The organism is Stenotrophomonas sp. AC248 (assembly GCF_979258185.1).
In genome coordinates, this window is sequence record NZ_OZ409840.1 from 3622652 (window position 1) to 3641430 (window position 18779).

Genomic DNA, 18779 nt, shown 5'->3' on the forward strand with positions numbered 1-18779 from the left:
AGGCCATTCCATGACCCCAGCTCCCCGCACCCTGTACGACAAACTGTGGGACGCCCACATCGTCGTGCCCGAATCGGACAGCGCGCCCGCCGTGCTGTACATCGACCTGCACCTGATCCACGAAGTGACCTCGCCGCAGGCCTTCACCGAACTGCGCGAGCGTGGCCTGGCGCCGCGCCGCCCGGACCGGACCAAGGCCACCATGGACCACTCCACCCCGACCCTGCCGGCCGGCCCCGACGGCAAGCTGCCCTACGCCAGCGCCGCCTCCGAAGCGCAGGTGGCGATGCTGGCGCGCAACTGCGCCGCGTATGGCATCGAGCTGTTCGACCTGCAGTCGGCCAATCGCGGCATCGTGCACGTGATCGCGCCCGAGCAGGGCTTCACCCAGCCGGGCATGACCATCGTCTGCGGCGACAGCCACACCTCCACCCACGGTGCGTTCGGCGCGCTGGCGTTCGGCATCGGCACCAGTGAAGTCGGCCACGTACTGGCGACCCAGTGCCTGCTGCAGCGCAAGGCCAAAACCATGGCCATCACCGTCGACGGCGTGCTGCCGGTGGGCGTGGGCGCCAAGGATGTGGCGCTGCACATCATCGGCGTGATCGGCGTCAATGGCGGCACCGGCCACGTGCTGGAGTTCCGCGGCAGCGCCATCGAGGCGATGGACATGGAGCAGCGCATGACGTTGTGCAACATGTCGATCGAGGCCGGCGCACGCGCCGGCATGGTCGCCCCGGACCAGACCACCTTCGACTGGGTCGCCAACACCCCGCGCGGGCCCAAGGGCGCCGACTTCGACGCCGCCGTGGCCGCCTGGTCGCAGCTGCGCAGCGATGCCGGCGCGCGCTTCGACGTGGAGGTCCACATCGAGGCCGCCGACATCCGCCCCACCCTGACCTGGGGCACCCACCCCGGCACGGCGATCGCGGTGGACCAGCCGATCCCGGCGGCCAACGATGCCGCCGACCAGAAAGGCCTGGACTACATGCACTTCCACGCCGGGCAGACCCTGGCCGGCACCCCGGTGGACGTGGTGTTTGTCGGTTCGTGCACCAACGGTCGCCTGAGCGACATGCGCGAAGTGGCGCAGGTGCTGCAGGGCCGCCACGTCGCCGATGGGGTACGCATGCTGGTGGTGCCCGGTTCGGAGATCGTCAAGCGCCAGGCCGAGGCCGAAGGCATCCACACCATCGTGCGCGCGGCCGGTGCCGAATGGCGCGAGCCGGGCTGCTCTATGTGCATCGCCATGAACGGCGACCTGGTCGCCCCGGGCCAGCTGGCGGTGAGCACCAGCAACCGCAATTTCGAGGGCCGCCAGGGCCCGGGCTCGCGCACGCTGCTGGCCTCGCCCATGACCGCGGCCTGGGCCGCGGTGAACGGCCGGGTGTCCGACCCGCGTGAACTGTATGCCGCCCAGGAGGTGGCCTGATGAGCGGCTTCCGTACCCTGACCTCGACCAGCGTGGTGCTGCGCGAGACCAACATCGACACCGACCAGATCATCCCGGCGCGGTTCCTGTCCACCACCGAGCGCGCCGGCCTGGGCAAGCATGCCTTCAACGACTGGCGCTGGCAGAGCGAGGGCGTGCCGAACCCGGCATTCGCCTTCAACCAACCGCACAACGCCGGGCGCAGCATCCTGCTGGCCGGGCGCAACTTCGGCTGCGGCTCCTCGCGTGAGCATGCGCCGTGGGCACTGACCGACCTGGGCCTGCGCGCCATCGTCAGCAGCGAGATCGCCGATATCTTCCGCGGCAATTCGCTGAAGAACGGCCTGCTGCCGATCGTGCTGGACGAGGCCGATGTGCAGACCCTGATGCAGCGCCCGGATGACGAACTGACCATCGACGTGGCCGCGCGCGAACTGCGCACGCCCGATGGACGCGTGTATGCCTTCCCGCTGGACGGCTTCTCGCAGACCTGCCTGCTGGAAGGCGTGGACCAATTGGGGTATCTGTTGGGCCGTACCCCTGACATTGAACGTTACGAGAGTGAACATGCACGCTGAGATTGTCGTATTGCCGGGTGACGGCATCGGTCCGGAAGTCGCCGCCGCCGCCGTCGCGGTGCTGGAGGCCGTCGCCATCCGTTTCGGTCACACCTTCGGGTTCCAGGAACACGATATCGGGGGCATCGCCATCGATCGCCACGGCGAGCCGCTGCCGGCCACCACGCTGGAGGCCTGCCGCAAGGCAGACGCCATCCTGCTTGGCGCGGTCGGCGGCCCGAAGTGGTCCGACCCGAATGCCAAGGTCCGCCCCGAGCAGGGCCTGCTGGCCATCCGCAAAGCACTGGGTCTGTACGCCAACCTGCGCCCGGTGCGCACGCACGCGGCCGCGCTTGGCGCCTCGCCGATCAAGGCCGAACTGCTGGAGGGCGTGGACTTCCTGGTTGTGCGTGAGCTGACCGGCGGCATCTACTTCGGTGAGAAGACCCGCACCGCCGACACCGCCAGCGACCTGTGCAGCTACAGCGTGGGCGAGATCGAACGCGTGCTGCGTACCGCCTTCCGCCTGGCCCGGACCCGCCGCGGCAAGGTCACCTCGGTGGACAAGGCCAACGTGCTGGAAACCTCGCGCCTGTGGCGCGATGTCGCTGCGCGGATCGGCCGCGAAGAGTTCCCGGACGTCGCACTGGAGCACCAACTGGTCGATTCGATGGCCATGCACCTGCTGGCCAAGCCGCGCGAATACGATGTGATCGTGACCGAGAACATGTTCGGTGACATCCTCACCGATGAAGCGTCGATGCTGGCCGGCTCGCTCGGTCTGCTGCCATCGGCGTCGCTGGGCGAGCCCGGCGCAGTGGGCATCTACGAGCCGATCCACGGTTCGGCGCCGGACATCGCCGGCAAGGGCATTGCCAATCCGTACGCCACGATCTTCAGTGCGGCGATGCTGCTGCGGCATTCACTGGGGCTGGACGAAGAGGCTGCTACGGTCGAGGCCGCGGTGTATGCCGTGCTGGATGACGGCGTGTTCACCGCCGATCTCGCCGCCAAGGGTTTTGCGGTGAGTACCGCCGCAGCAACCGACGCGGTCCTTGCCAAGCTGCAATGATCCTAACGAACGCGGCCTGAAGGCCGCGTTCGTGTTTCTACATCCCGCATGGCCTCCCTGTCCCGTCGGCCACGTCGCAGCCAGCGGCCGGCCTCCAACAAGGAAAGCCTTTGAACCCTCGTTCCTCTGCCGACTTTCTCACCCACGTGGCCCAGCGCGATCCGCATCAGCCGGAGTTCCTGCAGGCCGTCAAAGAAGTGATCCAAAGCCTGTGGCCGTTCCTGGAGCGCAATCCCCGCTACCTGGAACATGGCCTGCTGGAGCGGCTGGTGGAGCCCGAGCGGGTGATCCAGTTTCGCGTGGCCTGGGCCGATGATGCCGGCAAGATCCATGTGAATCGCGGCTGGCGCGTGCAGCACAGCTCGGCGATCGGCCCGTTCAAGGGCGGCATGCGCTTTCATCCGTCGGTCAACCAGTCGATCCTGAAGTTCCTTGCCTTCGAGCAGACCCTGAAGAACGCGCTCACCACCCTGCCGATGGGCGGTGGCAAGGGCGGCTCGGACTTCAATCCCAAGGGCCGCAGCGACACCGAAGTGATGCGCTTCTGCCAGGCCTTGATGCTGGAACTGCACCGCCACCTCGGTGCCGACACCGACGTGCCCGCGGGCGATATCGGCGTCGGCGCGCGCGAGGTCGGCTACATGACCGGCATGATGAAGAAGATCACCAACGACGCCTCCTGCGTGTTCACCGGGAAGGGGCTCTCCTACGGTGGCAGCCTGATGCGTCCGGAGGCGACCGGCTTCGGCACGGTCTACTTCGTCGAGCAGATGCTGCACCATGCCCGCCGCGATACCGATGGCGCCAGGGTGTTGATTTCCGGCGCCGGCAACGTGGCTCAGCATGCCGCGATCAAGGCCATCGAACTAGGTGCGAACGTGCTCACGCTCTCCGATTCCGGCGGCACGCTGTACGCCCGCGACGGCTTCGATGAAGCGGCGTTGCAGGAGGTGGTGGAACTGCGCAACGAACGTCGCGGCTGCCTGTCCGAACTGGCTGACGACAAGCGCTTCGAGTACCTGGACGGTAAGCGCCCCTGGCACATCCCGGCTGAGATCGCCCTGCCCTGCGCCACCCAGAACGAACTGGATGAAGACGATGCGCGCGCCCTGGTCGACAACGGCGTGCTGTGCGTGGCCGAAGGCGCCAACATGCCCTCGACGCTGGAGGCAGTGGACGTCTTCCTCGCGTCCGGCACCCTGTACGCACCCGGCAAGGCCAGCAACGCCGGCGGCGTGGCCACCTCGGGGCTGGAAATGAGCCAGAACGCGCAGCGCCTGTCCTGGCATCACGCCGATGTCGACGAGCGCCTGCACGGGATCATGAAGGACATCCACGCCAACTGCGTGCGCCACGGCAAGCGTGCCGATGGCAGCGTGAACTACGTGGATGGCGCCAATATCGCCGGCTTCGTCAAAGTGGCCGATGCGATGCTGGCGCAGGGCGTTTACTGAAGGCGGACCGTTGAAGAGGCGCGGCGGTGTTCATCCGCGGCGCCCTGCGGCGTGTCTTACCGCAGCGGTCAGTGCGCGGAGCGAATGTCGCTCGTCATGCAGCCGGCCAGCACCCCGCCGCTGTCGGTGGGTATGACGCTGAACGACCGCACGCGCGTGTATCCAGAGGACGCCTCCCGCGTTGCTTCGCGCCTCCAATACCCCTCTACCTGCCGATCCGCCGCGCCCAGACCGGTGACATCGAGCACCGCCCTCAGCGGCGCATCGCCCATGTCCGCCGCGAAGTAACCTCCATAGGCGAGGACGAGCGACTGCGCAGGCAGACCCTTCAACGCCACCGGCTGCTCCAGCGTGACGACCATGACGGGCATCTCCTGGCCATCGGCATGGTACTCACGCTCGGCGACCGCGCTTACATTGTCCGGCCATGCCAGCGGCGACAGTTCCGAGACACGCTCCCACATGTTGGCGATGCGCCGCATGGCAGCGTCGTCCGCCCGACATTCGAGCGCAGCGCCCATATCATCCGCCGTGGCAGTCTCGCGCAATCGGGGCGGAATGCGCGCTTCGCGCATCGGACCCGGGTAGTCACATCCCACCCGATAGCCCTCACCATCGCTGCTCACCACGATCGCGCCGGGCGATGACGTGTTGACGGCTGTAGGGGGCGCTGACCACACCTGGAACGGCTCACGCAACGTGCTCGACCGACGCCGCAGTCCGGTCTCGCTGACAATGCGCGCACGCTGCCCGGCATCGATGGGAATCGAGAAGCCCCTGTCATCCGCCACCACGCGGCGTGTTGTGATGCCGTGCACCGTCAACGCGTCCGGCATGTCGATGAAGGTCGTCATGTCCTCCTCGTCACTGCTGCGTGTGAAGCCCCAGCCCTGCAGATAGGCCGGACGCTCCTGCGGCGAGCCGTACCGTGCGCCCCGCAGCGCCGTCGTCACCGCCTCCACCGTCGCCGGTGAGGCACGGCATTCCAGGAGTTCGACGAGATCGCGCTGGAAACTGGCAGCAGTTTTCGCCTGCGCGGGCGGCGCGACGGCCATCAACAAGGCAACGGCCGCAGCAGAAACGAACAGAGAGGAAAAACGAAGCGACATCATGCGCGGCCGAAGACAATCCGGTGTGCATTGTGCACTCGCCAGTACCGCGAGACGACAGGCCATCGCGCCGAAAAGAAGAAGCCGGCCATCGGCCGGCTTCATCGTCCATCAACCTTCGCTGGTCTTGGCCTCATCCGGCTTCACCCGGAACCATGCCGCATACAGCGCCGGCAGGAACACCAACGTCAGCACGGTGCCGACGATCAAGCCGCCCATGATCGAGATCGCCATCGAGCCATAGAACGCACTGCGCGACAGCGGGATCATCGCCAGCACCGCGGCCAGCGCGGTCAGCACGATCGGGCGGAAGCGGCGCACGGTGGCGTCGATGATGGCGTGCCAGCGGTCATGCCCGGCGTCGATGTCCTGCTGGATCTGGTCGATCAGGATCACCGAGTTGCGCATGATCATGCCGGCCAGCGCGATGGTACCCAGCAGCGCCACGAAGCCGAACGGCGCGCGGAACAGCAGCAGGAACAGCGTGGCGCCGATGATGCCCAGCGGCGCGGTGACCAGCACCATGGCCGCACGCGAGAAGCTGCGCAGCTGCAGCATCAGCAGCGTGGCCACCACGATCAGGAACAGCGGCATGCCGGCCTTGATCGAGTTCTGCCCGCGTGCCGAGTCTTCCACGGTACCGCCGGTCTCCAGCAGGTAGCCCGACGGCAGCTGTGCACGGATGCCGTCCAGCGTGGGCAGGATCTGCTGCACCACGTCCAGCGGCTGCATGCCATCGCCGATGTCGGCGCGCACGGTCACCGTGGGCAGGCGGTTGCGGTGCCAGATGATGCCGTCCTCGAAGGCGTACTCCAGGCGCGCCACCTGCGACAGCGTCACCGGGGTGCCGCTGGCGGTGGGAATGGCCAGGCTGCCGAGCAGGCCCAGCTGGGCGCGCTCGTTGTCCGGCCCGCGCAGCAGCATCTCGATCTGGCGGTTGCCTTCGCGGTAGGTGCTCACGCTCATGCCCGACAGCGAACTGCTCAGGAACTGGCTCACCTGCGCGCTGCTCACGCCCAAGGCGCGGGCACGGTCCTGGTCGATCACCAGCCGCACCACCTTGCTCGGCTCGCTCCAGTCCAGGTTGACGTTGATCACGTGCGGGTTCTCGCGCACCTTGGCCTCGACCTGACGGGCAATGGCCTGCACCTGCGCGATGTGCTCGCCGGAGATGCGCATCTGCACCGGGTAGCCCACCGGCGGACCGTTCTCCAGGCGGGTCACGCGCATCTGCACATCGGGGAACTGCTTGATCACGTCCTTCATCAGCCAGTCGCGGGTGGACTCACGGGCCTTGGCGTCGGCGGTGAGCACCACGAACTGGGCGAAGTTGGTGGCCGGCAGCTGCTGGTCCAGCGGCAGATAGAAGCGCGGCGAACCGGTGCCGACGTAGGCCACGTAGTTGCTGATGCCCTCGCGGCCCTTCAACAGCTTTTCCAGCTTGCTGGCCTGGGCCTGGGTGGAGGCCAGCGATGCACCTTCGGCCAGCTCGATGTCGACCATCAGCTCGGGCCGGGTCGAATCGGGGAAGAACTGCTGCGGCACGAAGCGGAAAATCGCCAGCGAGAAAATGAACAACGCAATCGTGGCGCCGATCACCCACCAGCGGTGGCGCAGGCAGGTATCCAGGAAGCTGCGGAAGCGGGTGTAGAACGGCCGCTGGTACGGGTCATGGTCGTGCGCATGTTCGGTCGGCCTGATCCAGCGCGCGAACGCCGGGTGGCGGTCGGCCCACTGCAGGCGGCGGGCGTGCCAGCGCCCGGCCAGGCTGGTCGGCTTGGGCGGCTGCCGGTTGAACAGGTCCGGCAGCATCTTGTCGCCCAGGTACGGAATGAACAGCACCGCAGCAATCCACGACACCACCAGCGCGATGGTCACCACCTGGAACAGCGAACGGGTGTATTCACCGGTGCTCGATGCCGCGGTAGCGATCGGCAGGAAGCCGGCGGCGGTGATCAGCGTGCCGGTGAGCATCGGGAAGGCGGTGGATTCCCAGGCGAAACTCGCCGCGCGCAGGCGGTCGTAGCCCTGCTCCATCTTGGTGGCCATCATCTCCACCGCGATGATCGCATCGTCCACCAGCAGGCCCAGCGCCAGCACCAGCGCGCCCAGCGAGATCTTGTGCAGGCCGATGCCGAAGTAATGCATGACGAAGAAGGTCATCGCCAGCACCAGCGGAATGGTCACGCCCACCACCAGGCCGGTGCGCAGGCCCAGCGAGAAGAAGCTGACCAGCAGCACGATCACCACCGCTTCGGTGAGCACCTGCACGAACTCGCCCACCGACTCTTCCACCGCGTGCGGCTGGTCGGACACCTTGCGCAGCTGCATGCCAGCCGGCAGGGTCTTCTGCAGGCGCTCGAACTCGGCGTCCAGGGTGGCGCCCAGCTTCAGGATGTCGCCGCCGTCCTTCATCGCCACGGCCAGGCCGATGGCGTCCTCGCCCATGAAGCGCATCTTCGGCGAGGCAGGATCGGCGAAGCCGCGTTTGACCTGCGCGATATCGCCCAGGTGGATAGTGCGGTCGCCGGCCTGGATCGGGAACCGGCGGATGTCCTCGATCGAATCGAACTGGCCGGTCACGCGCAGCTGCACGCGGTCGCTGGGGGTTTCAAAGAAGCTGGTGGCACTGACCGCGTTCTGGTCGGCCAGCGCCTGCTGCACCTGCTGCAGCGACACGCCCAGCGTGGCCAGCTTGGTGTTGGACAACTCGATCCAGACCTTCTCGTCCTGCAGGCCCACCAGGTCGATCTTGCCGACGTCCGGCACGCGCTGCAGTTCCAGCTGGATGCGGTCGGCGTAGTCGCGCATCACCGCGTAATCGAAGCCCTTGCCGGTCAACGCGTAGATGTTGCCGAAGGTGTCGCCGAACTCATCGTTGTAGAACGGCCCGACGATCTCGCGCGGCAGCGTGGCGCGGATGTCGCCCACGCGTTTGCGCACCTGGTACCACAGGTCCGGAATCTGCTTGGAGCGCAGGCTGTCGCGCGCCATGAAGATCACCTGCGATTCGCCCGGACGCGAGTAGGACCGGATGAACTCGTATTCGCCGGTGTTCATCAGCGCTTTTTCGATCGGCTCAGTAACCTGCCGCGAGACCTGCTCGGCGGTGGCGCCGGGCCACATCGTGCGCACCACCATCGCCTTGAAGGTGAACGGCGGATCCTCGGACTGGCCCAGGTGCTTGTACGACCACGCGCCGATGACCGCGAACGCGAGCATCGCAAACAGCACCAGCGGGCGGTTGCTCAACGCCCATTCAGAAAGATTGAAGCGGCGCACGGCTCAGTGCCCCTTGCCGGCGGCAGCAGGCGCGGCCGCCGGTGCCAGCACCGGGCGGTTCTGGCGATCCACCGGGGTCACCACCTGGCCCTCGCGCAGCAGGTGGCCGCCGGCGGCGACCACCCAGTCGGTGCCGGTGACACCGGACAACACCGGCACCGCGTCGGCACCGTAGGCACCCACCGTTACCGGGGTGGCCTTGAGCGCGCCGTTGGCCGGGTTCACCACCCACACGCTGGCCGTGCCGTCAGCGCCACGCAGCACCGCCGCCAGCGGCAGCTGCAGGGTGCCGCTGCGGCCGGCGCGGGCGAACACGCGCGCGCTCTGGCCCAGCTCCACTTCGCTCAGCGCTTCGGGCGCCAGGCTGACCCGGGTGGCGTAGGTGCGGGCCTGCGCATCGGCGGCCGGGGCGATCTCGCGGATCGTGCCGGGCAGCAGCTGGCCCGGGCGGTTCCACAGTTCCACCTGCACCGCCTGGCCCACCTGGTAGTCGCGGATGCTGCTTTCCGGCAAGGCGATCAGCACCTCGCGTCCGCCATCGGCGGCCAGGGTGAACACGGTCTGCCCCGCGCTCACCACCTGCCCGGCTTCGGCCTGGCGGCTGGCGATCACGCCGTCGGCGGGGGCGCGCAGCTGCGCGTAATCGGCTTGGTTGCGGGCCACGGCCAGGTTGGCGCGGGCGGCGTTGGCCTGGCCCTGCGCGGCCTTGAAGGCGGCGGTCTGCTGGTCCAGCGCCGAGCGGCTCACCAGCTGGTCTTCGGCCAGCTTGGCGTAGCGCTTCTGGTCGTCGCGTGCGCGCACCAGATCGGCATCGGCGGCGGCCAGCTGGGCCTGCGAGGCGGCGGCCTGGGCGCTGTAGTCGGCCGCGTCCAGTTCGGCCAGCAGCTCGCCCTTGCGCACGCGCTGGCCGGCATCGACCAGGCGCTTGACCATGTTGCCTCCCACCCGGAAGGACAGTTGGCTCTCCTGGCGGGCATGCACCTCACCGGGATAGGCGGCCGCTTCCTGCCCGGCCACGGTGCCCGGATGCACCACCAGTACCGGAATGGCCGCCACCGGCTCGGCATCGTGCTTGCCGCACGCCGCCAGCAGCACCACCAGCAAACCACCGCCCATCCAACGCATGCTTTTCATGAGGTACAGGACCTGAGAAGAAATCCGGGAGAAATTCGCGCCGGCAACATACTGTTGCAGCACGGCTAATAGTGAACCAGCCGGTATAGTATAAATATCGAACCGATTGGTCTAGTATTGTTTGGATGACTGATCCGACCGCCCCTATTGCCCCTGCCAAGCCCGCCGCCAAGGCCTCCGGGCCGGGGCGCCCGAAGGACCTGGGCAAGCGCGCGGCGATCTTGGAGGCGGCCAAGGCCCTGTTCGTGGACCAGGGCTACAACGGGGTAAGCATGGACAGCATCGCCGCCCAGGCGGGGGTGTCGAAGCTGACTGTTTACAGCCATTTCGGCGACAAAGAGGCACTTTTCACCGAAGCTGTGAAGTCCACCTGTGTCGCCATGCTGCCCGACGCGCTGTTTGTCACCGACGCCGAAGGGCCGCTGCACGACCAGCTGCTGGGCATCGGCCACGCGTTTTTCAGCATGATCACCTCGGCCGAGGCGGTGGCGGTGCAGCGGGTGATGATGGCCCCGGAAACCGACGACCGCCTGCGCGAGATGTTCTGGGTGGCCGGCCCGCAACGCACCACCGACGCCCTGGCCGAGTTCCTGCGGGCCCGCGTGGCCCGTGGCGAGCTGGAGATCGACGACTGTGAAACCGCCGCGCTGCAGTTGATGACCCTCATCAAAGGCGAGCTGCATACGCATATGATGTGCGGGCTGCGACCGACCCCGGCCGACTGCGACGCCGATGCCCACGTGAGCGCCAGCGTGGCGTTCTTCCTGAGGGCCTACGCGCCGCGCCCCACGGCGTGAGAACAACATGAATGGACCGGAGGTCGCGGTGACTTCCGGCACTGCGACCCCGGCGCGACGGCAGCGATGCTCTCAGCGCGCCGCCGGCTCCCGGCACCGGTAAAATGGCCGGCCCACTGCGCTGGAACTAGAAACCTCATGACGATCGATTACTCCCACGCCCGCGAACTGATGGTTGAACAGCAGATCCGTCCCTGGGACGTGCTGGAGATCCGCGTGCTCGATGTACTGGCACGCCTGCCGCGCGAAGCGTTCGTCGCTGAATCGCACAAGGCCCTGGCGTATGCCGACATCGAACTGCCGCTGGGCTTCGGGCAGAAGATGATGAAGCCGGTCATCGAAGGCCGCACCCTGCAGGCGCTGGATCTGCAGCCGGGCGACGAAGTGCTGGAAATCGGCACCGGCAGCGGCTTCCTGAGCGCCTGCATGGGTGAGCTGGCCCGCGAAGTGCTGAGCCTGGAAATCCAGCCGGAACTGGCTACCGGTGCGCGTGCGCGCCTGGATGCCGCCGGCCTGGGCAACAACGTGCGGATTGAAACCGCCGATGCCCTGACCTGGGAAACCGAGCGCCGCTTCGACGCGATCTGCGTGACCGCCGCGGTGGACACCATCCCGTCACGTTTCACCCAGTGGCTGCGTCCCGGTGGCCGTCTGTTCGTCATCCGCGGCCAGTCGCCGGTGATGGAAGCGGTGCTGGTCAAGGCCGACGGCAGCACCGAGTCGCTGTTTGAAACCGATATCGATTACCTGCGCGGTGCCGCTCCGGCGCCCCAGTTCCAACTCTGAGTCCAAGGAAGCCGCAATGATCCGCCGATCCCTCGCTATTGCGCTGGCCGCCGCCCTGCTGCCGATGACCGCCTCTGCCGCCGACCTGCTGCAGGTCTACGAAATGGCGCGCAATGGCGACCCGCAGCTGTCCGCGGCTGAATCGACCCGTCTGTACGACAAGGAAGGCGCCGTGCAGGCACGCGCCGCGCTGCTGCCGCAGCTCAATGGTGAGGCCGCGCTCAACCGCAGCCGCAGCGACGACCGGGGCTTCAACACCGGCACGTCCACCACCAAGCGTCGTACCTACACGATCAACGGCTCCCAGACGTTGTTCAACTTCACCCAGTTCGCCAACCTGCGCTCGCAGCGCGAACTGAGCCAGGCCGCGGACTTCACCCTGGATTCGGCCAACGACAGCCTGATCGTGCGCACCTCGGCGGCGTACTTCAACGTGCTGGTGGCGATCGAATCGCTCACCGCCGCGCAGACCAACGAGGCGGCGGCCAAGAAGCAGTTCGACTTCGCCGACAAGCGCCTGGAAGTGGGCCTGGCCCCGATCACCGACGTGCATGAAGCGCGCGCCCAGTACGACCAGGCCCGCGCCAACACCATCGTCGCGCAGAACACCCTGGCCGACAGCTACCAGGCGCTGACCGAGTTGACCGGCCAGCCGGTGGCCGACCTGCGCGCCCTGCCGGCCGACTTCCGCCCGGAACTGCCGGCCAAGTACGCCCAGATCGACCAGCTGGTCGGTGAAGCGGTGGCGCAGAACCCGGCGCTGAAGGCACAGGAACTGAAGGTCAGCGCGGCCGAGTCCGGCGTGTCGGCCGCTCGCGGTGGCCATTACCCGACCCTGTCGCTGGGCGGCAGCTGGGGCAAGAGCGCAACCTGGGGCGATTCCAACGTCGGCAGCGGCGGTGCATTCAACCCCGACCTGCGCACCAACAGCGTCGGCCTGACCCTGAGCGTGCCGATCTTCTCCGGCGGTGCCACCCAGTCGGGCGTGCGCCAGGCACTGGCCCAGCGCGACATCGCGCAGGACGGTTACGAGCAGCAGAAGCGCGCCCTCGACCGCAACACCCGCAATGCCTACCAGACCCTGGTGGCCGGCATCAGCGAAGTGGAAGCGCGCCGCCTGGCCGTGGTCTCGGCACAGAGCGCCTACGACGCCTCGCAGGTGGGCCTGGAAGTGGGTACCCGCACCGTGCTGGACGTGATCCAGAACCAGCGCATCCTGTTCTCGGCGCAGCTGGACTACGCCAACGCGCGCTACACCTTCCTGCAGAACCGTCTGCAGCTGGGCCAGGCCGTTGGCACGCTGGACATCGCCGAACTGCAGGACATCAACCGCCTGCTGACCCAGGCGGCCGCCACGCCGAGCACCCAGGTCAACTGATCTGCCGCAACAGCGTTGGATGAAAAACCACCCGCATGCGGGTGGTTTTTTTTTGCCGCTTCGCCCGCCGTAGGCCCCCACCGTTGGTGGGTGCGCAAGTAGGTACCCACCAACGGTGGGTACGCATTGCGGGTCTACCGAGGTGCGCCACGCCAGCCGATCACGTCAATGCGCGGCATCCTCCCCCGCACGCCATTTCGCCACACAACCGGCGTTTTCCACGTTTCCGGGCGTGCACCGGCATAGCGCCGCGATACCTTGGTATAGATCGCCGAAATGCGCTTGACCGTGCCATCGCCACGCTCTAACGTCCGCCCCGCACCACCCTTCCCTTCGCCCAGAGACCCCTCCTTGGACAGTCATAGTCGACCTCGTTGCTGCTCCTGAGCCGACGGACCCGCTGACCCCAAGGTTGGCTCCGTCCGCACAGGACGGGGCTTGCCCGCGCATCGCATGATGCGCCCGCCTCGCATCACCTGCATCGCCGTTTCCAACGACCCCGACGAGGGTGCCGCTGGCGTTTCCGATTGCCTGGAGATTGCCCATGCACCAGTGCCGTGTACTGGTCCCGCTGTTGTTGAGCGCGGCCGTGCTTCCCCTCGATACCCGCGCCGCCGCCAGCCTGCTGGTGGACGATGCCAGCATCACCGATCCACGCCACTGCCAGCTCGAAAGCTGGGTGCGGCATACCCGCGACGGCCAGGAATGGACCGCCGTGCCGGCCTGCACCGTGGCCGATACCGAATGGTCGCTCGGCCTGACCCGCCTGCCGGGCCAGCCCGCCACGCAGTGGGCCATGGGCGCCAAGCGCGTGCTGGTCGAGCCGAAGGAGCGACGCTGGGGCCTGGCCGCCAGCGCCGGCCTGGGCGGCACCACGCACCGACCGCGCGGCGATGACTGGAACCTCACGGTTCCGCTGACCGTCGCGCTGGATGCGCAGGACCGGGTGCAGCTGCACCTCAACCTGGGCTGGGCCCGCCACGCACACGGGCAGGGGCGCACCAGCGGCGTCGGCATCGAGGTCGCGCTGCACCGCGACTGGTCACTGCTGGCCGAAAGCGCGCGCGATGCCGACCGCCAGCGCAGCAGCCAGATCGGCGTGCGCCGGCTGCTGTGGCCCGGCGCCAGCGTGGACCTGCTCGCCGGGCGCGTGCATCACCACCCCAACGGGCAGTGGCTGACGTTGGGCTTCAATCTCGCCGCCCTGCCCTGAGCCGCGGTTGCGCGCGTCGCCTGTCGCACCGCGTCACTTCGTCCACCGACCGCCCTGCCGCGCCAGCGTCGCTCCCGATGCCCGCTGCGGCCTGCCCCATTGCTACCTGCTGGAGAATTCCATGAACCGCGAAGACCTTCTGTTCTCGATCCGCACCCTGATCCGCTCACGCGATGCCGCTGCCTTTGCCAGCATCGCCAGCACCACGCATGCACTGGATCTGGTCGAAGCGCTCGATCTGTTCGGCACTGAGGCCACCCTGGGCCTGCTGATGCTGTTGCCAGCACCCGCACGTGCCGAGCTGTTCGCCCACTTTCCCGACGGTGCGCAGGACGCACTGCTCACTGTGATGCCACGCGACGCCGTGGTAACGCTGTTCGAGCACTTGCCGTCCGACGACCGCGCCGACCTCTACCACCGCCTCGATGATGCGGCACGCCAGCACCTGCTGCCCGCGCTGGCCAAGGTCGAGCGCGATGACCTGCTGCGCATGGCGGCCTACCCCGAGGGCACCGTGGGCGCGGTGACTACCTCCGACTACGCCTGCCTGGCCCCGCAGATGACGGTGGGCGACGCCATCGCCCACCTGCGCCATACCGCGCTGGACAAGGAGACCATCGACATCATCTTCGTGCTCGACCGCGACCAGCGCCTGCACGGCAGCGTCTCCCTGCGCGACCTGGTGCTGGCCGACGGCCGCGCGCCGATCGAATCGATCATGCGCAGCCCGCCCACCACCGCCGATGCCTACTGGCCGCAGCTGCAGGCCGCCGAACTGATCCGCCGCTACGACCTGCTGGCGCTGCCGGTCACCCATGCCGACGGGCGCATGATCGGCATCGTCACCGTCGACGATGCGATGGACATCGAGAAGCAACAGGATGCCGCGCAACTGGCGCGCTTCGGCGGCACGGTGAGCGCGCAGGGCAACGACCTGGATGTACGCACCACGCCGCTGAAGCAGATGTTCCGGGTGCGCGTGTTCTGGCTGGCGATCCTGACCGGCTTCGGCATCCTCACCAGCACCTTCGTGGCCGCGCAGGAGGCGCTGCTGTCGCAGGTGATCGTGCTCGCCGCGTTCATCGCCCCGATCGTGGACATGGGCGGCAACACCGGCAGCCAGTCGGCCACGCTGGTGATCCGCAGCATGGCGCTGGGCGAGTTGAAGCTGAGCTGGCGCGACGTGTGGTTCGTGGTGCGGCGCGAGCTGCCGGTGGCCGCCGGCCTGGGCGTCACCATCGCCGTGCTGGAAGCCGTCCTGGCGTACTTCAGCAAGGGCGTGGGCATGGACGTGCTGCTGGTGGTCGGCTCCAGCATGCTTGTGTGCACCGCGCTGGGCGGCATCATCGGCGCGCTGCTGCCGTTTGCGGCGCGCCGTATCGGCACCGACCCGGCCACGCTGTCGTCGCCGATGATCACCTCGATCATGGATCTGATCGGCGTGTTCATCTACTTCGGCTTCGCCTACCTGTTCCTGGGCGACCTGCTGGTGGCAGCGGCATAAGCGGCCTGCTGCTGCCGGAGCTCACGCCACTGGCGGCGGCAGGTGCGGGGCGATGAGCGCCACGGTGCGGTCGAGCGCGCCGCGTCCATTGCTGACCAGCATGCAGCCGGCGCGGGCCATGTCTTCGCGCGCCTGCGGATCGCGCAGCAGGGTCAACAGTGCATCGCCCACGCCCTGTGCATCGTCGGCGATCACCACCGCACCGGCCTCGCGCATGCGCCGGGAGATCTCGGCGAAGTTGTGCAGGTGCGGGCCGGTCACCGAGGCGGTCCCCATGGCCGCCGGTTCCAGCAGGTTGTGACCGCCGATCGCCTGCAGGCTGCCGCCGACGAAGGCGACCTGCGCACAGCCGTAGAAGGACATCAGCTCGCCCAGCGTGTCGATCACGAACACGTCGGTGTCGGCCTGCGGCCACTGCTGCTGGCGGCGCGTGGCCACCTTCCAGCCCTGCTCGCGGGCCAGTGCCTCCACCCGCGGGAAGCGCTCGGGATGGCGCGGCGCCCACAACAGCAGCAGGCCCGGCAGTGCCTCGCGCAGGCGGCGGTGCAGGTCGATGGTGGCCTGCTCTTCGCCTTCATGGGTGCTGGCGGCGATCCACACCGGGCGATCACCCGGCACCAGCGCATGGAACTGGGCCACGAAGGCCTGCACGTTGGGTGCGGCGATATCGAACTTCAGGTTGCCCAGCGCCTGCACCTGCTCGGGACGCGCACCCAGCTGGATGAAGCGCTCCGCATCGTCCTGCGACTGCGCGGCCACGCAGGTCACCGTGCGCAGTGCGCGCCCGATCAACGCCCGCAGCAGGCGATACCCGCGCAGCGAGCGTGCCGACAGCCGCGCGTTGAGGATGTACACCGGAATGCCCCGGTCCCGGCAGCCGAACAGCATGTTCGGCCACAGCTCGGTTTCCAGGATCAGCGCCAGGCTGGGCTTGAAGTGGCCGAGGAAGCGGCCGACGCTGCCCGGCACATCGTAGGGCAGGTAGACATGGTCCAGGGCGTCGCCCCACAGCGCGCGTACGCGTTCGGAGCCGGTCGGGGTGATGGTGGTGATCACCCAGCGGATATCCGGGCGCAACGTACGCAGGGCATTGACCAGCGGTGCGGCGGCGTTGACCTCGCCCACCGACACCGCGTGCAGCCACACCCGCGGCTGCCCGCTGGGATGCGGATAGGAGGCGTAACGCTCGTCCCAGCGGCGGAAGTACTCACGCACCCGGAACCCGCGCCAGACCAGGTGGTACACGGTGATCGGCAGCAACAGGTACAACACGGCCGAGTACAGGCCGCGCAGGATCCATTCGACAGGGCTTTTGCGCATGCGCAGAGGATACGGGAGCGGCGCGGGGAAGGCATCCCGCACCGCCGTGATGGGCCTGCCGGGATGCATCCATTAGAATCCAATCCATGTCAGATAACGCTTCCACCGCCACCCGCCCGTCCCTGCGCGACCCGCGCAACTGGCCGATGTTCGCCGTCATGTTCGCCGCCTTCGGCGTGGCCCGGCTGCCCTGGATGCTGCAGCGCGCGCTGGGCCGCGGCGTGGGCACCGTGGCCTACCGCCTGGCCGGCAGCCGCCGGCGCGCGGCCGAGGTCAACCTGCGCCTATGTTTCCCGGAAAAGGACGAAGCCTGGCGGCAGCGCCTGCTGCGCGACAGCTTCGACGCCCTGGGCGTGGGCATCTTCGAGTTCGCCCGGGCCTGGTGGGGCAGCATCGACAGCATCCGCCCGCAGGTGCAGATCGAAGGGCTGGAGCACCTGCAGCGCCTGCAGGCCGAAGGCCGCGGCGTGCTGCTGGTCTCGGGCCACTTCATGACGCTGGAGATGTGCGGGCGCCTGTTGTGCGACCACGTGGATCTGTCGGGCATGTACCGCAAGCACCGCAACCCGGTGTACGAATGGGCGGTGAAGTTCGGCCGGCTGCGCTATGCCAAGGCGATGTATGCCAACGAGGACATCCGCGCCACCGTGCGCCACCTGAAGAAGGGCGGGTTCCTGTGGTACGCCCCGGACCAGGACATGCGCGGCAAGGACACCGTGTTCGTGCCGTTCTTCGGGCACACCGCCGCCACCATCACCGCCACCCACCAGTTGTCCCGCATGACCGGTTGCGCGGTGGTGCCGTATTTCCATCGCCGCGAAGGCGGCCGGTACTTCCTCAAGATCGGCGCGCCGCTGGAGAATTTCCCCAGCGAGGATGTGGAAGCCGATACCGCACGCGTCAACCAGGCCATCGAAGCGATGGTGCGCGAAGCACCGGATCAGTACCTGTGGATCCACCGCCGCTTCAAGCGCCAGCCCGGCGGCCGCAGCGATTATTACCGGTAGAGCCACCCCATGGGTGGCTGCACAAATTCCGCCGGTAGAGCCACCCCATGGGTGGCTGCACAAATTCCGCCGGTAGAGCCACCCCATGGGTGGCTGCGTGGTGCCGGACCGCGAACAGCCACCCATGGGGTGGCTCTACCCCTCCATTGGCCAGCGCGACCACGCATACGGGTACTCACCCAATGCAGTGGCCAAACCCGCGCGTACCGGGTTGGCGAGGATATACAACGCTTGCCGGCGCAAGGATTCCTCCGTCCTCACGGCGTGGTCAAAGTATCCGTACTGCCAGACCCTCCCCTTTCGCCGCAGACGTTCATTCAACAATCGGCTGCTGCGTGATTTGAACAGCAGCATGCAACGCGCCAACGTGTCTTGCCGCAGCCGGATCAACCAATGCACGTGGTCCGGCATGACCACCCAGGCCAACGTACGGCTGACCCCGCAACGATCCATGTAGCGCAGCGTGTCGATGATTACCTCTGCATTGAGAGGATCTTCGAACCATCTGCGCCTGCCGTGCGTGGTGGTGGTGAGCGCGTAGCAATAGCCCGGATGCGAGTAGCGGCCGCGTTGGAGGCGTGGGCTGGTCATCGCACGAGGGTGCGTGGGACGGGGCGTGGTGCCCATCGGTGGATGGCGCGCGTGTGGGTCGGTATGCCGCCATCTACGGGTAGAGCCACCCCATGGGTGGCTGCGCGCAACGCCAGATTCCCAATCAGCCACCCATGGGGCGG

General features: G+C 67.7%; 15 protein-coding genes. 10 read left to right on the forward strand and 5 right to left on the reverse strand.

Annotated elements, in window-relative coordinates; all coding sequences use genetic code 11:
* Nucleotides 1–10 precede the first annotated feature (10 nt).
* The 4 genes from leuC to gdhA all read left to right on the forward strand — a co-directional run bounded on the left by leuC (nt 11) and on the right by gdhA (nt 4515).
* A complete protein-coding gene (gene leuC, locus ACZ0AE_RS16350) occupies nt 11–1432 on the forward strand; it encodes a 3-isopropylmalate dehydratase large subunit (protein WP_463601622.1) in 1422 nt (473 codons plus the stop codon).
* The gene (leuD, locus tag ACZ0AE_RS16355; protein ID WP_038686391.1) at nt 1432–2010 is read left to right on the forward strand and encodes a 3-isopropylmalate dehydratase small subunit; all 579 of its coding nucleotides are present in this window, start codon (nt 1432–1434) and stop codon (nt 2008–2010) included. Before leuC ends, leuD begins: the two co-directional genes overlap by 1 nt.
* The gene (gene leuB, locus ACZ0AE_RS16360) at nt 2000–3061 is read left to right on the forward strand and encodes a 3-isopropylmalate dehydrogenase (protein ID WP_463601623.1); all 1062 of its coding nucleotides are present in this window, start codon (nt 2000–2002) and stop codon (nt 3059–3061) included. The genes leuD and leuB overlap by 11 nt, the downstream gene beginning before the upstream one ends.
* 110 nt (nt 3062–3171) lie before the next feature.
* On the forward strand, nt 3172–4515 hold the full coding sequence (gdhA, locus tag ACZ0AE_RS16365) for an NADP-specific glutamate dehydrogenase (protein ID WP_463601624.1): 1344 nt from the start codon (nt 3172–3174) through the stop codon (nt 4513–4515).
* Between the two features lie 68 nt (nt 4516–4583).
* Here gdhA and ACZ0AE_RS16370 read toward each other — a convergent pair whose 3' ends face one another.
* From ACZ0AE_RS16370 to ACZ0AE_RS16380, 3 genes are read right to left on the reverse strand one after another with little or no spacing between them, the layout of a single operon-like run.
* Nucleotides 4584–5729 (reverse strand): hypothetical protein, encoded by a 1146-nt coding sequence (locus ACZ0AE_RS16370; protein ID WP_463601625.1) that lies wholly within the window; start codon nt 5727–5729, stop codon nt 4584–4586.
* A 6-nt stretch (nt 5730–5735) separates the two neighbouring features.
* The gene (locus tag ACZ0AE_RS16375; protein WP_463601626.1) at nt 5736–8906 is read right to left on the reverse strand and encodes an efflux RND transporter permease subunit; all 3171 of its coding nucleotides are present in this window, start codon (nt 8904–8906) and stop codon (nt 5736–5738) included.
* Nucleotides 8907–8909: 3 nt separating this feature from the next.
* On the reverse strand, nt 8910–10040 hold the full coding sequence (locus ACZ0AE_RS16380) for an efflux RND transporter periplasmic adaptor subunit (RefSeq protein ID WP_038686382.1): 1131 nt from the start codon (nt 10038–10040) through the stop codon (nt 8910–8912).
* Nucleotides 10041–10165: 125 nt separating this feature from the next.
* On the opposite strand from ACZ0AE_RS16380, the gene ACZ0AE_RS16385 reads away from it, so the two are divergent.
* From ACZ0AE_RS16385 to mgtE, 5 genes are all read left to right on the forward strand, one after another.
* On the forward strand, nt 10166–10837 hold the full coding sequence (locus ACZ0AE_RS16385) for a TetR/AcrR family transcriptional regulator (RefSeq protein ID WP_038686381.1): 672 nt from the start codon (nt 10166–10168) through the stop codon (nt 10835–10837).
* Between the two features lie 138 nt (nt 10838–10975).
* The gene (locus ACZ0AE_RS16390; RefSeq protein ID WP_038686379.1) at nt 10976–11623 is read left to right on the forward strand and encodes a protein-L-isoaspartate O-methyltransferase family protein; all 648 of its coding nucleotides are present in this window, start codon (nt 10976–10978) and stop codon (nt 11621–11623) included.
* 16 nt (nt 11624–11639) lie between these two features.
* Nucleotides 11640–13001, forward strand: a complete 1362-nt coding sequence (locus tag ACZ0AE_RS16395; RefSeq protein WP_447595576.1) for a TolC family outer membrane protein — start codon at nt 11640–11642, stop codon at nt 12999–13001.
* 544 nt (nt 13002–13545) lie between these two features.
* On the forward strand, nt 13546–14214 hold the full coding sequence (locus ACZ0AE_RS16400; RefSeq protein WP_463601627.1) for a hypothetical protein: 669 nt from the start codon (nt 13546–13548) through the stop codon (nt 14212–14214).
* A 121-nt stretch (nt 14215–14335) separates the two neighbouring features.
* Nucleotides 14336–15718 carry a magnesium transporter gene (mgtE, locus tag ACZ0AE_RS16405; protein WP_463601628.1) on the forward strand — a complete coding sequence of 461 codons (1383 nt, stop codon included), beginning with the start codon at nt 14336–14338 and terminating at the stop codon, nt 15716–15718.
* Between the two features lie 21 nt (nt 15719–15739).
* Here the strand turns inward: mgtE and waaA are convergent, their stop codons facing one another.
* On the reverse strand, nt 15740–17038 hold the full coding sequence (gene waaA, locus ACZ0AE_RS16410; protein ID WP_447595582.1) for a lipid IV(A) 3-deoxy-D-manno-octulosonic acid transferase: 1299 nt from the start codon (nt 17036–17038) through the stop codon (nt 15740–15742).
* Nucleotides 17039–17124: 86 nt separating this feature from the next.
* Here waaA and ACZ0AE_RS16415 point away from each other — a divergent pair, with 86 nt between their 5' ends.
* Nucleotides 17125–18045, forward strand: coding sequence for an LpxL/LpxP family Kdo(2)-lipid IV(A) lauroyl/palmitoleoyl acyltransferase (locus ACZ0AE_RS16415; RefSeq protein WP_038686370.1), 921 nt, complete (start codon nt 17125–17127; stop codon nt 18043–18045).
* 135 nt (nt 18046–18180) lie between these two features.
* Here the strand turns inward: ACZ0AE_RS16415 and ACZ0AE_RS16420 are convergent, their stop codons facing one another.
* Nucleotides 18181–18636, reverse strand: coding sequence for an REP-associated tyrosine transposase (locus tag ACZ0AE_RS16420; protein ID WP_463601629.1), 456 nt, complete (start codon nt 18634–18636; stop codon nt 18181–18183).
* Nucleotides 18637–18779: the final 143 nt, after the last annotated feature.

Coding starts and splice junctions, on each gene's coding strand:
- leuC (WP_463601622.1), top strand. CDS start 11: ATGACCCCAGCTCCCCGCACCCTGTACGACAAACTGTGGGACGCCCAC.
- leuD (WP_038686391.1), top strand. CDS start 1,432: ATGAGCGGCTTCCGTACCCTGACCTCGACCAGCGTGGTGCTGCGCGAG.
- leuB (WP_463601623.1), top strand. CDS start 2,000: ATGCACGCTGAGATTGTCGTATTGCCGGGTGACGGCATCGGTCCGGAA.
- ACZ0AE_RS16370 (WP_463601625.1), bottom strand. CDS start 5,729: ATGAAGCCGGCCGATGGCCGGCTTCTTCTTTTCGGCGCGATGGCCTGT.
- ACZ0AE_RS16380 (WP_038686382.1), bottom strand. CDS start 10,040: ATGAAAAGCATGCGTTGGATGGGCGGTGGTTTGCTGGTGGTGCTGCTG.
- ACZ0AE_RS16385 (WP_038686381.1), top strand. CDS start 10,166: ATGACTGATCCGACCGCCCCTATTGCCCCTGCCAAGCCCGCCGCCAAG.
- ACZ0AE_RS16390 (WP_038686379.1), top strand. CDS start 10,976: ATGACGATCGATTACTCCCACGCCCGCGAACTGATGGTTGAACAGCAG.
- ACZ0AE_RS16395 (WP_447595576.1), top strand. CDS start 11,640: ATGATCCGCCGATCCCTCGCTATTGCGCTGGCCGCCGCCCTGCTGCCG.
- ACZ0AE_RS16400 (WP_463601627.1), top strand. CDS start 13,546: ATGCACCAGTGCCGTGTACTGGTCCCGCTGTTGTTGAGCGCGGCCGTG.
- mgtE (WP_463601628.1), top strand. CDS start 14,336: ATGAACCGCGAAGACCTTCTGTTCTCGATCCGCACCCTGATCCGCTCA.
- waaA (WP_447595582.1), bottom strand. CDS start 17,038: ATGCGCAAAAGCCCTGTCGAATGGATCCTGCGCGGCCTGTACTCGGCC.
- ACZ0AE_RS16415 (WP_038686370.1), top strand. CDS start 17,125: ATGTCAGATAACGCTTCCACCGCCACCCGCCCGTCCCTGCGCGACCCG.
- ACZ0AE_RS16420 (WP_463601629.1), bottom strand. CDS start 18,636: ATGACCAGCCCACGCCTCCAACGCGGCCGCTACTCGCATCCGGGCTAT.